Source organism: Pantoea sp. SYBGC1 (assembly GCF_057197005.1).
The window spans coordinates 1-12,540 of the sequence record NZ_JBXUNM010000013.1 but is presented as its reverse complement, the minus strand read 5'-3'; the positions used below and the strand labels follow the sequence as shown (position 1 = coordinate 12,540).

Here is a 12,540-nt window from a genome sequence, read left to right as displayed (position 1 = left end):
ACTGACCCTACTGTTTACAGCCGTGGAACACGACACATGGATATTCATGATAAATCACGCGTTAAGTGGGCCTGCCGTCGGGGCATGCTTGAGCTTGATGTCTCCATTATGCCTTTTTTTCACTATGAGTATGATTCGCTGAGTGATGAAGATAAGCGGGTGTTTGTTGCTTTACTGAAGAGTGACGATCCGGATCTGTTTAACTGGATGATGGACCACGGCGAGCCTGCGGATCCCGAGTTTAAGCGCATGGTAAAACTGATCCAGCAGCGCAACCGTGAACGCGGTCCGGTGGCAATGTAGCCTGCGCCCTTCACGCAGCGCCCGGCTGGCGAATCTGGCAGCGGGTTTTAGCTGCGTGACGCTGCTGCTGTGGCTCGTCTGGCCTGCGAAGTGGTATGCGCTGCAGGCGCTGCTTTCCGTGGCGGTGCTGGCGGAAAGCTGGCGCACGGAGCGGCGCTTACGACAACGCTGCGGCGAGCTGACGCGGGATGCGCAGGGAAGCTGGGGCTGGCGGGGAACCCGCTGGCATACCGCCCGGACGGCGCAGTGGCTGCCGTGGGGCGTGCTGCTGACCCTGCAGAATGCGCAGGGAGAGCGCTGGCGTTTCTGGCTGATGCAGGACGCCATGACGACGCGCAGCTGGCGGCAGCTGCGCGCGCAGGACGCGGTCAGTAGCGCTGCAGACCGGCGTTAAAGCCGGTCAGCTGTTTCCGTGAGCACCTGTTCGCACCACTGCTCAATACGCTCGTCGCTCTGCTCAAACTGGTTAACATCATCCAGCGCCAGGCCCACAAATTGTGTGCCGTCAGCAGTCAGCGGCTTGCGGCTGGTAAAGGTGTACCCCTCCAGCGGCCAGTAGCCGACAAACTGCACGCCCATCGGCTGCAGCAGTTCGTGCAGCATGCCAAGCGCATCAAGAAACCACTCGCTGTACTCAATCTGGTCGCCCATACCGTACAGCGCCACAATTTTCCCCTGCAGGTTAAGTCCCGGCAGCTGCGGCCATACCGCTTCCCAGTCCTCCTGCAGCTCGCCAAAATCCCAGGTCGGAATACCGAGGATCAGCAGGTCATACTGCTCCATCAGCGAGGGATCATCATCTTTGAGGTTGTGCAGCGTCACCAGCTCTTCACCAATAAAGTCGCGGATTTTTTCCGCTGCCATCTCGGTGTAACAGGTACTTGAACCGTAAAAAAGTCCGATATTCATGCGGTTAATGCTCTGTATGAAACTCACTCTGGCGCAATTGTACCAGAACCCCTCTGCTTTAAGGCATAATGAGCACGATTTCACACTGGCGAGAGGATAACGTGCAGGATAGCGATCTGATTGAACAGTTTCTTGATGCGCTCTGGCTGGAGCGTAATCTGGCGCAAAATACGCTGGCCTCTTATCGCCAGGATCTGCAAACCCTCACCGCATGGCTGCAGCATCACAATCTGACGCTGCTGACGCTGCAGGCGCTGGATCTGCAGCAGTTTCTTGCCGAGCGTATTGAAGGTGGCTATAAAGCCACCAGTTCAGCCCGCACGCTAAGCGCCATGCGCCGGCTGTTTCAGTACCTCTATCGTGAAAAGCTGCGCAGTGACGATCCCAGCGCGCTGCTCTCCGCCCCTAAGCTGCCGCAGCGGCTGCCGAAAGATCTCAGCGAGAGTCAGGTAGATCGGCTGCTGCAGGCGCCGGCCACAGATATTCCGCTGGAGCTGCGCGATAAAGCGATGCTGGAGGTGCTGTATGCCACCGGCCTGCGCGTCTCAGAGCTGGTCGGGCTGACTATCAGCGATGTCAGCCTGCGACAGGGAGTGGTGCGCGTTATCGGTAAAGGTAACAAAGAGCGGCTGGTGCCATTAGGTGAAGAAGCGATCCACTGGTTAGAGCACTATATGGAATATGGCCGGCCGTGGCTGCTAAACGGACAGACGCTGGACGTTCTGTTTCCCAGCCAGCGCGCGCAGCAGATGACGCGTCAGACCTTCTGGCACCGCATCAAGCACTACGCGACGCTGGCAGGTATCGACAGCGATAAACTGTCACCGCACGTGCTGCGGCATGCATTTGCCACACATTTACTGAACCACGGCGCTGATTTGCGCGTCGTACAGATGCTACTGGGACACAGTGACCTGTCGACTACCCAGATTTATACGCATGTTGCCACCGAGCGGCTGCGTCAGTTACATCAACAGCACCATCCGCGCGCCTGAGCAGCGGCAACAAGGACTTATGATGAAAAAACAGTTTACCGTTCTGGCACTGCTGGTCAGCGCCTTTTCCGCTCTGGCACAGGCTGATGACAGCGCCATTCAGCAGACGCTGAAAAAAGTGGGTCTGCAGCAGGCTGAGATCCAGCCTTCGCCGCTGCCGGGCATGAAAACCGTGCTGACAGAAAGCGGCGTGATTTACATTACTGAAGATGGCAAACATATGATTCAGGGCCCGCTGTATGACGTCAGCGGCGCACAGCCGGTTAATGTCACCAACCAGCTGCTGGACAAAAAAGTCGCCGCGCTGGCGCCGGAAATGATTGTCTATAAAGCGCCGAAAGAGCAGCACGTCATTACGGTGTTTACTGATATCACCTGCGGTTACTGCCGTAAGCTGCATGAGCAGATGGCGGACTACAACGCGCTGGGTATCACGGTGCGCTATCTCGCTTTCCCGCGCGAAGGGCTGAACGGTCAGGTTGAGAAAGCGATGAGGGCGATCTGGTGCAGTGCCGATCGCAACAAAGCGTTCGATCAGGCGATGAAAGGCGATACGCCGCAGATGGATGCGCCAGCGACCTGCAGCCTCAATCTCGATAAGCACTACAAACTCGGCATTCTGTTCGGCATTCAGGGTACGCCTGCCATTCTTACCGACAGCGGTATGATGATCCCGGGCTATCAGGGCCCGCAGGAGCTGAAACAGGTGCTTGATGGTCAGAAGCGGGGCGGTTGATTCACAGTGATGCACACTACAGAACTGCGTCGGCGCACGCTGCCGGCTGATGCCAGCCTGCCTGACGACCTGCCGCCTCTGCTGCGCCGTCTCTATCTGCATCGCGGCGTTAAAACCGCAGCAGAGCTGGAGCGCGGGGCAAAATATCTGCTGCCGTGGCAGAGCCTCGGCGGTATAGAGGCTGCGGTTGCGCTGCTGCACCGGATGCTTACGGGCGGTCAGCGCATTATGGTCGTCGGCGATTTTGACGCCGACGGCGCGACCAGCACCGCACTGACCGTGCTGGCGCTGCGCAGCATGGGCGGCAACGTGGATTATCTGGTGCCTAACCGCTTTGACGATGGCTATGGCCTGAGTCCGGAAGTGGTGGAGCAGGCGCGCGCGCGCGGCGCGGAGATGATCCTCACCGTGGATAACGGCATCTCCTCGCACGCGGGCGTCGAAACGGCGTCAGCACACGGCATCCCGGTCCTGATCACCGATCACCATCTGCCGGGCGAAACGCTGCCGGCCGCCGACGCTATTGTTAACCCCAACCTCAGCGACAGCGCTTTTCCGTCGCGCGCGCTGGCAGGCGTCGGCGTGGCGTTCTACCTGATGCTGGCCCTGCGCGCGCATCTGCGCGAGCAGGGCTGGTTTACCCCCCAGCGCAGCGAACCCAATCTGGCCGCGTGGCTCGATCTGGTCGCGCTCGGCACCGTAGCGGACGTGGTGCCGCTGGATGCGAACAACCGCATTCTGGTGTGGCAGGGGCTGAGCCGCATTCGCGCCGGTAAATGCCGCGCCGGTATCCGGGCGCTGCTGGAGATCGCAAACCGCGATGCGCGTCAGCTGGCCGCCAGCGATCTCGGCTTTGCCGTCGGCCCGCGTCTTAACGCGGCGGGGCGGCTTGACGATATGTCGGTTGGCGTGGCGCTCTTGCTGACCGAGGACATTGCGCAGGCGCGCATGCTGGCCAGCGAGCTGGATGCGCTGAACCAGACGCGCAAAGAAATTGAACAGGGCATGAAAAGCGAAGCGCTGGCGCTGTGCGATGCGCTGGAGCGTCAGCATAGCGACCTGCCGCTGGGCCTGGCATTTTATCACCCCGAATGGCATCAGGGGGTGGTCGGGATCCTCGCATCGCGTCTGAAAGAGCGTTTTCACCGGCCGGTCATTGCGTTTGCGCCCGCGGGCGATGGCACGCTAAAAGGATCGGGTCGCTCAATCGCCGGACTGCACCTGCGTGACGCGCTGGAGCGGCTGGATACGCTCTATCCGGGGCTGATTATCAAGTTCGGCGGCCATGCGATGGCGGCAGGCCTCTCGCTGGAAACGGATAAATATGATGCGTTTCGCGAGCGCTTTGCCGCGCTGATTGATGAGTGGCTGGATGGGGAAGCGCTGCAGGGCGTGGTCTGGTCAGACGGGGAGCTGCACGCGCAGGAGTTCAGCCTGCATACCGCTGAAATGCTGCGCGAGGCGGGGCCGTGGGGACAGGCGTTTCCGGAACCGGTGTTTGACGGCAAATTTAAACTGCTGCAGCAGCGGCTGGTGGGCGAGCGTCACCTGAAGGTGATGGTGGAACCGCTCGGCGGCGGACCGCTGCTGGACGGGATCGCGTTTAATGTTGATACCCGGCTCTGGCCGGATACCAGCGTGCGGCAGGTTGAGCTGGCCTATAAGCTGGATATCAACGAGTATCGCGGTAACCGTTCTGTGCAGCTGATAATCGATCATATCTGGCCGCTCTGACCGCGCGCGCCGCTACAAACCGCGCGCACTTTCGGGTAAACTCATGCGTTACTTTATCTTTTCTCACCGTATCGCCAAAAAAGACTGAAAAGCCATGTTTGAAATTAATCCGGTCAAAAATCGTATCCAGGACCTCAGCGAGCGCAGCGGCGTTCTTAGGGGGTATCTTTGACTACGATGCCAAGAAAGAACGTCTCGAAGAAGTAAACGCCGAGCTGGAGCAGCCGGACGTCTGGAATGAACCTGAACGCGCGCAGGCGCTCGGCAAAGAGCGCGCGTCGCTCGAAGCCGTTGTTGAAACCCTCGATCAGATGCACCAGGGTCTGGAAGATGTGCAGGGCCTGCTGGAGCTGGCGGTTGAAGCGGACGATGAAGAAACCTTCAACGAAGCTGTGGTTGAGCTCGACGCGCTGGAAGTCAAGCTGGGTGAGCTGGAATTCCGCCGCATGTTCTCAGGCGAGTATGACAGCGCCGACTGCTATATGGATATTCAGGCAGGTTCTGGCGGTACGGAAGCGCAGGACTGGGCCAGCATGCTGCTGCGTATGTATCTGCGCTGGGCAGAAGCCAAAGGGTTTAAAACCGAGATCATTGAAGAGTCGGAAGGCGAAGTTGCGGGCACTAAATCCGCCACCATCAAGGTGATTGGTGACTACGCCTACGGCTGGCTGCGTACGGAAACCGGCGTCCATCGCCTGGTGCGCAAGAGTCCGTTTGACTCCGGCGGCCGTCGTCACACCTCATTCAGTTCGGTGTTTATCTATCCGGAAGTGGATGACAATATCGATATCGATATCAACCCGGCCGATCTGCGCATTGACGTCTATCGCGCATCGGGTGCGGGCGGTCAGCACGTTAACAAAACGGAGTCTGCGGTGCGTATTACCCACCTGCCGACCAACATTGTGGTGCAGTGCCAGAACGACCGTTCACAGCACAAGAACAAAGACCAGGCCTTCAAACAGCTGCGCGCCAAGCTCTATGAGTATGAGATGCAGAAGAAAAATGCTGACAAGCAGGCCGCAGAAGAGAACAAATCAGATATCGGCTGGGGCAGCCAGATTCGTTCTTACGTGCTGGATGATTCCCGCATCAAAGATCTGCGTACCAGCGTAGAGACCCGCAATACTCAGGCGGTGCTGGATGGCGATCTGGATCGTTTTATTGAAGCAAGTTTAAAAGCAGGGCTATAAGGAACCGACATGTCTGAACAACAACCGCAGAACGCTGACGCCGCACTTGAGTTAAATAATGAACTGAAAGCGCGTCGCGAAAAACTCAGCGCGCTGCGTGAAAAGGGCGTGGCGTTTCCCAACGATTTCCGTCGTGACACCACCTCCGATCGGCTGCACGCCAGCTATGGCGACAAGAGCAACGAAGAGCTGGAAGCGCTGGGCGTGGAAGTGAGCGTTGCCGGTCGTATGATGACGCGCCGCATCATGGGTAAAGCGTCGTTTGCCACGCTGCAGGATGTTGGCGGTCAGATCCAGATCTACGTTTCCCGTGACGATCTGCCGGAAGGCGTCTACAACGAGCAGTTCAAGAAGTGGGATCTGGGCGATATTCTGGGTGCACGCGGTAAGCTGTTCAAAACCAAAACCGGCGAGCTTTCAATCCATATCTCAGAACTGCGCCTGCTGACCAAAGCGCTGCGTCCGCTGCCGGACAAGTTCCACGGCCTGGCTGATCAGGAGACGCGCTATCGTCAGCGCTATCTTGATCTCATCTCCAATGATGAATCGCGCCACACCTTCCAGGTGCGTTCAAAAATCATGGCGGGTATTCGCCAGTTCATGGTAAATCGCGACTTTATGGAAGTGGAAACGCCAATGATGCAGGTGATCCCGGGCGGCGCTTCTGCGCGTCCTTTCATCACCCATCACAATGCGCTGGATATCGATATGTATCTGCGTATTGCGCCGGAGCTTTATCTGAAGCGTCTGGTGGTGGGCGGCTTCGATCGCGTGTTTGAGATCAACCGTAACTTCCGTAACGAAGGCATCTCGCCGCGCCATAATCCTGAGTTCACCATGATGGAACTCTATATGGCGTATGCAGATTACAAAGATCTGATTGAGCTGACCGAAAGCCTGTTCCGCACGCTGGCGCAGGACGTACTGGGCACCACTGAAGTGGCCTATGGCGAACATACCTTTGACTTCGGTAAGCCTTTTGAGAAGCTCACAATGCGTGAAGCGATCAAAAAATATCGCCCGGAAACGGACCTGGCTGACCTGGAAGACTTTGATAAAGCGGTAGCGATCGCCAGTGCGCTGCATATCAAAGTGGAAAAAAGCTGGGGTCTGGGCCGCGTGGTAACGGAGATCTTTGAAGAGACGGCGGAAGCCCATCTGATTCAGCCTACCTTCATTACCGAATACCCGGCAGAGGTTTCACCGCTGGCGCGCCGTAATGATGAGAACCCGGAAATCACTGACCGCTTTGAGTTCTTTATTGGTGGTCGCGAGATCGGTAACGGCTTCTCAGAGCTGAACGACGCTGAAGATCAGGCAGAGCGTTTCCTGCAGCAGGTCAATGCAAAAGATGCCGGCGATGATGAAGCGATGTTCTACGATGAAGATTACGTAACCGCGCTGGAGCACGGACTGCCGCCAACGGCTGGCCTCGGTATCGGTATCGACCGTATGGTAATGCTGTTTACCAACAGCCACACCATTCGCGATGTGATCCTGTTCCCGGCGCTGCGCCCGACGGCGAAGTAACGGCAGGCGCTGCCCGTCTCTCTCCCGCAGGCGAGAGTCGGGCAGCAATTATCACGGCGCGATCGCCTCTGCCAGCCACGCCTGAAAGCGCGCATAGGGTATGTAGAGTGCCACATCGCTATACAGCGTTTTTCCGCTTTGGTTATCATCGATCCGCCGGCTGTATCCGGTGATCACCCCAGCCAGCGTGTCATCACTGGCGTTATAGACTGCGCCGCCCGACATGCCTTTCACTACGCCAGCACTGGCCGCCACCACCACACAGTTTGCTTTGTTCCAGCTGTTTACCAGCGTGGTATTCACCAGGTTCTCTCCGCTGGAGGCGACCGGCAGGGCAGAGATAAAGCTATAGCCATAAAGATTCACGCGATCGCCAATGTGGCCGTTGCGGAACGCCGGCGGCAGGTTGCCCGCCCGGTTTTTATGGTAAACCACGGCGAGATCGCAGTCGGGGTGCCAGGCTTTTACCCGGTAGAGTGAGTATTTCGCCACGTGTGCCGCCGTCAGGCTGTAGTCGGCGGTCAGCGGGATAGTCGTGCCCAGCGTGCCGACGCCAAAAATAGTGGGAATACCGGTAACGGTCATATCCACCCGGCGCGCAGCTTCTTTACTGTATTCATAGTGTCCGACCGAGCAGCCGCTGAGGCAGCACGCCGCCAGCGCAATTATCCAGCGCATCTCTTTTTTCTCCTGTGGAGCGCTCACCTGCGCGCTGCGTCCTGACCGTTACCCGCTTCCGCCGGCTGAAAACCGGGCAACGCTATCACTATCCGCCACCGCGCCACAAGCCGGACCGGCGCTGATTATTGCCGCGCCGGCAACATAGCCTTGCGGCGCACAGGGTGGTTGCGCTGCCAGGGCTGTGCTTTAATGCAGCGTGACGCAGTTCAAATATTAATAAGCGTTCTGTTTTACCGTGCTGTGTTCGCAGTACGGCCCGCCTGCAAAATTATCTTGGGAGAGTGTGTTATGCCTGTTGCATTACTGGCGCTGGCGCTGAGTGCGTTCGCCATTGGCACCACGGAGTTTGTCATCATGGGGTTACTGCCGGAAGTGGCAGGCGATCTGCAGGTGTCGATTCCTTCAGCCGGCTGGCTGATCAGCGGTTACGCGCTCGGCGTGGCGATTGGCGCGCCGATTATGGCGCTGCTGACCGCCAGCCTGCCACGCAAGCGCACGCTGAGCCTGCTGATGGTGATCTTTATTATCGGTAACGTGCTCTGCGCGCTGGCCTATAGCTATAACCTGCTGATGCTGGCGCGGGTGGTCACCGCACTTTGCCACGGCGCGTTCTTTGGCATTGGATCGGTAGTGGCCGCAAGCCTGGTGGCGCCCGGCCGTCAGGCGTCAGCGGTGGCGCTGATGTTTACCGGACTGACGCTGGCAAACGTGCTTGGCGTACCGCTTGGCACCTGGTTTGGTCAGCTGTTTGGCTGGCGTGCCACCTTCTGGGGCGTGGCGATTATCGGCATTCTGGCGTTTATCGCCCTGATTGTCAGCCTGCCGGCAAATAAAGAAGAGAAGCCGGTTCATCTGGCCAGTGAGATTGGTGCGCTGGCCAACGGACGACTCTGGCTGTCGCTGCTGATGACGGTCTGCTTTGCCGCAGCGATGTTTGCGCTGTTCAGCTATATTGCGCCGCTGCTGCTTCAGGTCACCGGCATCAGCGACCGCGGCGTGAGCTGGACGCTGTTCCTGATTGGCGCCGGTCTGACGGCAGGTAATATCATTGGCGGCAAGCTGGCGGACTGGAAAGTCTCTTTCAGCCTGATCCTCAGCTTCTCACTGATTGCGCTGTTTTCGCTGCTCTTCAGCTGGACCAGCCATGCGCTCTGGCTGGCTGAAATTACGCTGTTCCTGTGGGCCATGGCGACGTTTGCCACCGTACCTGGCCTGCAGATCAACGTGGTGCGCCACGGCAAAGAGGCACCGAATCTGGTTTCCACGCTGAACATCGCTGCTTTTAACGTGGGCAACGCGCTGGGTGCATGGGTGGGCGGCGCCGTTATCGCGCGCGGCTACGGCCTGACGGCAGTGCCGGTTGCGGCCGCCGCCATCGCCGCTGTCGGTCTGGTGGTGTGTGTCATCACCTTTCGCAACGCTAACGGTCAGGGCGCTACGGTTCGCGTCTGAGCAAGCTGCGCGGCGATAAGCCCCGGAAATGCCGCCACCTGCTGCTGCAGGTGGTGGCAGAAGCGCTCAACCAGCGCAGAGGCGGGCCGGTGCTGCGGGCGGATCAGGCTCACGGTAAACGGCACGCTGATACTGAAACGCCGCATTACCACGCCGCTCGCCGCGTAATCCAGCGCGGTGAGCGGATTCACAATCGATAAACCAACCCCGGCGCGCACCATCGCGCATACCGATGCGGCGCTGTGCGTCTCCAGCACCAGCCGTCGCTCAACCCTCTGTTCAAGAAACAGCGCATCCAGCAGCTGACGATAGCTGTCATGCCGCGACAGGCTGACAAAATTCTGCTGATGGAAATCGGCAGGTGTCAGCACATCGCGCTGACAGAGCGGATGCTGCGGCGGCAAAACGCACACTTCATCGCAGGTCAGCAGAGTGAGGCGTTCCGTGCCGGATGGCGCGTGCTGTGTCTCGGTCAGGCCGAGATCGTAGCGCTGCGCCGACAGCCACTCCTCCAGCAGCGGCGACTCCTGCGGAATGATGTTCAGATTCACCTGCGGATAGCGCTGCATAAAGGGCTGCAGCAGAGGCGGCAGCAGCGACTGGGAAAATACCGGCAGGCAGGCCACCGACAGCTCGCCATGCCGGAACTGCCGTAATCCTTCTGCCGCATCCAGAATCCGGTCCAGTCCGTACCAGGAGCGCTGCACTTCTTCAAACAGGCTCAGCGCCTGCATCGTGGGCTGCAGACGACCGCGCACCCGCTCAAACAGCGTCAGCCCCAGCTGCTGCTCCAGACGCGCCAGCTCACGGCTGACGGTGGGCTGCGAAGTGTGCAGCAGCGCGGCGGCCTGCGTCAGATTGCCGCTGGTCATCACCGCATGAAAAATTTCGATATGTCGCCAGTTGATGTTCGCCATCGCTCCTCCGCCAAAGGCATATCATATTTGCATAGCTGCCGCTAAAACAGATATTTCTGTGAATCGATGTGGTGTGGCTAAATGGGGGCAACAGTACAGGAGAATTGTTATGCCACGTCCGTTAGACACCACCGAATCTGCACTTAACGCTACCCATCTGCTGCCGCTGGCGCAGCGCTACAGCGGTCCGTTCTGGGCCTATGACGCCGCCATTATTCAGCAGCGTATTACGCAGCTCAGCCAGTTTGATGTGGTGCGCTTTGCGCAGAAAGCCTGCTCAAACATCCATATTCTGCGCCTGATGCGTCAGGCCGGGGTAAAAGTCGACTCTGTCTCGCTGGGTGAAATTGAACGCGCGCTGGCGGCGGGATTTGAGCCGGGCGGTGAGGACATTGTGTTTACGGCGGACCTGCTGGATCTGCCGACGCTTGAGCGCGTGGCTGAGCTGCAGGTACCGGTAAACGCCGGTTCGGTAGATATGCTGCACCAGCTGGGCGCGCGTTCGCCGGGTCATAAAGTGTGGCTGCGTATCAATCCTGGCTTTGGACACGGTCACAGCCAGAAAACCAACACCGGTGGCGAAAACAGCAAGCACGGCATCTGGTATGGCGATCTGCCGCTGGCGCTGGCTGCGATTCAGCAGCACGGTCTGCAGCTGGTAGGGCTGCACATGCATATCGGCTCCGGCGTGGATTATGCGCATCTGCAGCAGGTGTGTGACGCCATGGTCGATCAGGTGATTGCGTTTGGTCAGGATCTCAGCGCCATCTCAGCCGGCGGCGGTCTCTCTGTTCCCTATCATTTTGGTGAAGAGGCGATCGATACCGACCACTATTTTGGCCTCTGGAGCCGCGCGCGCGATCGCATTGCTGACCACCTCGGGCATCCGGTAAAGCTGGAAATTGAGCCGGGACGTTTCCTGGTGGCTGAATCGGGCGTACTGGTTTCACAGGTACGGGCGGTTAAAGCGATGGGCAGTCGCCACTTTGTGCTGGTTGATGCAGGCTTTAGCGATCTGATGCGTCCGGCTATGTATGGCAGCTATCACCATATTTCAGTGCTGCCAGCCGATGGCCGTACGCCGGAGGCAGCCACGCAGGAGAGCGTGGTGGCCGGGCCGCTGTGCGAATCAGGCGATGTGTTTACCCAGCAGGAGGGCGGCAAGGTGGAGACCCGCGCGCTGCCTGCCGTGCAGCCGGGCGACTATCTGGTCTTTCACGACACCGGTGCTTACGGCGCGTCCATGTCCTCTAACTACAATAGCCGCCCGCTGATCCCGGAAGTGCTGTTTGAAAACGGCAGCGTGCGTGAGATCCGCCGCGCGCAGACGATTCAGGAGCTGCTGGCGCTGGAGCTGAACTGATGCGTATTATGCCGCTCAGCAGCGTGCCGCATCACGCCAGTCAGATAACCGACTGGCTATGGCAGGCGTTTGGCGATGGCACGACGCGTGAGTTCTATCACAGTGTCGTGCGCAGCAGCCTGAACGGTGCCGATCTGCCGGTGACGTTTGTCGCACTGGACGCGCACGATATTCCGCTGGGCACTATCGGTTTCTGGCGCTGCGATCTGATCAGCCGCCAGGATCTCTGGCCGTGGGCGGCAGCGCTCTATGTCGATCCCGCCTCACGCGGGCAGGGCGTGAGTGAGGCGCTGCAGCAGCACGTGATCGATTTTGCCCGCGAGCGCGGCCACGCACGTATCTGGCTCTGGTCAACGTTTGCCGGTTACTACGAGCGGCACGGCTGGGAGTATGTCTGCGAAGCGCTGGAGTTTCCCGCCGAGCAGGTGAGGGTGTATAAGCAGGATCTGTGACGGGAGCTGGTTTCGTTCGCCACGGGCGCGGGCGCGGGCGCCGGTTCCGTTCGCTGCGGGGCGCATGTTAAGCGCCGGTTCCGTTCGCCGTCAGCTGCGGGTAATGTTAAGCGCCGGTTCCGTTCGCCGTCAGCTGCGGGTAATGTTAAGCGCCGGTTCCGTTCGCCGTCAGCTGCGGCGGCAGCCTGTGCCCCGGCACGGCGACCGGGCAGAGGACGCCTGGCCGCGCCCTCTGCACTCCCCGGCCCTGCGCCAGCCCCGTCCGCCGCTGCGCG

Annotated in this window: 14 protein-coding genes; 11 read left to right on the top strand and 3 right to left on the bottom strand. The window is 59.3% G+C overall.

Annotated elements, in window-relative coordinates; genetic code table 11:
* The first annotated feature begins 36 nt into the window (after positions 1-36).
* Together sdhE and AC2CF9_RS16735 are read left to right on the top strand one after the other, a co-directional pair.
* On the top strand, positions 37-303 hold the full coding sequence (gene sdhE / locus AC2CF9_RS16740; RefSeq protein WP_039380010.1) for an FAD assembly factor SdhE: 267 nt from the start codon (positions 37-39) through the stop codon (positions 301-303).
* Positions 278-697, top strand: coding sequence for a protein YgfX (locus AC2CF9_RS16735; protein ID WP_484557512.1), 420 nt, complete (start codon positions 278-280; stop codon positions 695-697). The genes sdhE and AC2CF9_RS16735 overlap by 26 nt, the downstream gene beginning before the upstream one ends.
* On the opposite strand, the gene fldB is transcribed toward AC2CF9_RS16735, so the two are convergent.
* Entirely contained in the window at positions 694-1,212 is a 519-nt protein-coding gene (fldB, locus tag AC2CF9_RS16730) for a flavodoxin FldB (protein ID WP_150018542.1), read from the bottom strand. The two genes, AC2CF9_RS16735 and fldB, sit on opposite strands and share 4 nt — an antisense overlap.
* A gap of 68 nt (positions 1,213-1,280) precedes the next feature.
* Here fldB and xerD point away from each other — a divergent pair, with 68 nt between their 5' ends.
* The 5 genes from xerD to lysS all read left to right on the top strand — a co-directional run bounded on the left by xerD (position 1,281) and on the right by lysS (position 7,400).
* The gene (gene xerD, locus AC2CF9_RS16725) at positions 1,281-2,207 is read left to right on the top strand and encodes a site-specific tyrosine recombinase XerD (RefSeq protein WP_104085473.1); all 927 of its coding nucleotides are present in this window, start codon (positions 1,281-1,283) and stop codon (positions 2,205-2,207) included.
* A gap of 22 nt (positions 2,208-2,229) precedes the next feature.
* Positions 2,230-2,943: a bifunctional protein-disulfide isomerase/oxidoreductase DsbC gene (dsbC, locus tag AC2CF9_RS16720; RefSeq protein WP_150018550.1), complete on the top strand. Its 714-nt coding sequence runs from the start codon at positions 2,230-2,232 to the stop codon at positions 2,941-2,943.
* 9 nt (positions 2,944-2,952) lie between these two features.
* A complete protein-coding gene (recJ, locus tag AC2CF9_RS16715; protein ID WP_145339637.1) occupies positions 2,953-4,677 on the top strand; it encodes a single-stranded-DNA-specific exonuclease RecJ in 1,725 nt (574 codons plus the stop codon).
* 94 nt (positions 4,678-4,771) lie between these two features.
* A protein-coding gene (prfB, locus tag AC2CF9_RS16710; protein WP_104085475.1) for a peptide chain release factor 2 occupies positions 4,772-5,870 on the top strand; the annotation gives its coding sequence in 2 pieces (ribosomal slippage) (positions 4,772-4,846 and positions 4,848-5,870; 1,098 coding nt in all).
* Between the two features lie 9 nt (positions 5,871-5,879).
* On the top strand, positions 5,880-7,400 hold the full coding sequence (lysS, locus tag AC2CF9_RS16705) for a lysine--tRNA ligase (RefSeq protein ID WP_484557511.1): 1,521 nt from the start codon (positions 5,880-5,882) through the stop codon (positions 7,398-7,400).
* Positions 7,401-7,451: 51 nt separating this feature from the next.
* On the opposite strand, the gene AC2CF9_RS16700 is transcribed toward lysS, so the two are convergent.
* Entirely contained in the window at positions 7,452-8,078 is a 627-nt protein-coding gene (locus tag AC2CF9_RS16700; protein ID WP_484557510.1) for a serine protease, read from the bottom strand.
* A 291-nt stretch (positions 8,079-8,369) separates the two neighbouring features.
* Between AC2CF9_RS16700 and AC2CF9_RS16695 the strand changes: the two genes are divergently transcribed.
* Positions 8,370-9,533, top strand: a complete 1,164-nt coding sequence (locus AC2CF9_RS16695) for an MFS transporter (RefSeq protein ID WP_150018543.1) — start codon at positions 8,370-8,372, stop codon at positions 9,531-9,533.
* Here AC2CF9_RS16695 and AC2CF9_RS16690 read toward each other — a convergent pair.
* Positions 9,509-10,450, bottom strand: coding sequence for a LysR family transcriptional regulator (locus AC2CF9_RS16690; RefSeq protein ID WP_484557509.1), 942 nt, complete (start codon positions 10,448-10,450; stop codon positions 9,509-9,511). The genes AC2CF9_RS16695 and AC2CF9_RS16690 overlap by 25 nt on opposite strands.
* Positions 10,451-10,559: 109 nt before the next feature.
* On the opposite strand from AC2CF9_RS16690, the gene lysA reads away from it, so the two are divergent.
* The 3 genes from lysA to AC2CF9_RS16675 form a co-directional block, all read left to right on the top strand.
* On the top strand, positions 10,560-11,813 hold the full coding sequence (lysA, locus tag AC2CF9_RS16685) for a diaminopimelate decarboxylase (protein WP_484557508.1): 1,254 nt from the start codon (positions 10,560-10,562) through the stop codon (positions 11,811-11,813).
* Positions 11,813-12,265, top strand: a complete 453-nt coding sequence (locus AC2CF9_RS16680) for a GNAT family N-acetyltransferase (protein ID WP_190315047.1) — start codon at positions 11,813-11,815, stop codon at positions 12,263-12,265. Before lysA ends, AC2CF9_RS16680 begins: the two co-directional genes overlap by 1 nt.
* A 64-nt stretch (positions 12,266-12,329) precedes the next feature.
* Positions 12,330-12,540, top strand: a 211-nt coding sequence (locus tag AC2CF9_RS16675; RefSeq protein WP_484557507.1) for a hypothetical protein, incomplete at its 3' end; no start/stop codon positions are given.